The organism is Comamonas sp. 17RB (assembly GCF_030056555.1).
Lineage (GTDB): Bacteria > Pseudomonadota > Gammaproteobacteria > Burkholderiales > Burkholderiaceae_C > Comamonas > Comamonas terrigena.
Genome location: NZ_JASHHY010000021.1, coordinates 1 through 1,460, shown reverse-complemented (window position 1 = coordinate 1,460; position 1,460 = coordinate 1). Strand labels below are relative to the sequence as shown.

Here is a 1,460-nt window from a genome sequence, read left to right as displayed (position 1 = left end):
ATAGCGCCGAAAGGTGCTACAATCATTGGCTCGGCACATGAGAGTTCAATACAAAAGCAGTCTTGCAAAGACTGCTTTTGTATTGATCGATCCGATCAATAGGCTGTTCTTTAAAAATTCATAGAGTCGAAAATCAGCGTTGCTGGTGGAAAGCATGAAAAATGCACCGTGCCACCAGCAACGATTTTGATTGCGTCAACACGAATTCAAACTTTGAATTCAAGTAATGACGAATCATTCTCTAGGCGCAAATCGAAAGATTTGCACCGAAGAATCATTCACATTACGGCATAACGCGTAAGGTGAGAGACCTTACAAGTCTTTGAAAACCGAAATGGCGACCGTCTCGCAAGAGAGGTCAAAGTTATAGGGTCAAGTGACTAAGAGCATGTGGTGGATGCCTTGGCGATTACAGGCGACGAAAGACGTGATAGCCTGCGATAAGCTTCGGGGAGCTGGCAAATAAGCTTTGATCCGGAGATTTCTGAATGGGGAAACCCACCTAGCAATAGGTATCGGCAGCTGAATACATAGGCTGTCGAGGCGAACCTGGAGAACTGAAACATCTAAGTACCCAGAGGAAAAGACATCAACCGAGATTCCGATAGTAGTGGCGAGCGAATTCGGAACAGCCTTCTAGTGATAGTCAGACGGTTAACAAAACGGAATGGAAAGTCCGGCCATAGTGGGTGATAGCCCCGTATGTGAAAACCGACTGGTGGTACTGAGCTAGAGAAAAGTAGGGCGGGGCACGAGAAACCCTGTCTGAATATGGGGGGACCATCCTCCAAGGCTAAATACTCGTAATCGACCGATAGTGAACCAGTACCGTGAGGGAAAGGCGAAAAGAACCCCGGGAGGGGAGTGAAATAGATCCTGAAACCGCATGCTTACAAAAAGTCGGAGCCTCGTAAGGGGTGACGGCGTACCTTTTGTATAATGGGTCAGCGACTTACATTCAGTGGCAAGCTTAACCGAGTAGGGGAGGCGTAGAGAAATCGAGTCCGAATAGGGCGTCCAGTCGCTGGGTGTAGACCCGAAACCAAGTGATCTATCCATGGCCAGGATGAAGGTGCCGTAACAGGTACTGGAGGTCCGAACCGACTGATGTTGCAAAATCAGCGGATGAGCTGTGGATAGGGGTGAAAGGCTAAACAAACTTGGAAATAGCTGGTTCTCTCCGAAAACTATTTAGGTAGTGCCTCAAGTATTACCTGCGGGGGTAGAGCACTGTTTAGGCTAGGGGGTCATGGCGACTTACCAAACCTATGCAAACTCCGAATACCGCAGAGTACAGCTTGGGAGACAGAGCACCGGGTGCTAACGTCCGGACTCAAGAGGGAAACAACCCAGACCGCCAGCTAAGGTCCCTAAAATTGGCTAAGTGGGAAACGAAGTGGGAAGGCTAAAACAGTCAGGATGTTGGCTTAGAAGCAGCCATCATTTAAAGAAAGCGTAAT

1 rRNA gene is annotated in these 1,460 nt (G+C 48.4%); it reads left to right on the top strand.

Going from position 1 to position 1,460, the window contains the following annotated elements:
* Nucleotides 1–370: 370 nt before the first annotated feature.
* Nucleotides 371–1,460: ribosomal RNA gene (locus tag QM470_RS21375) — 23S ribosomal RNA — on the top strand; the annotation flags it as partial.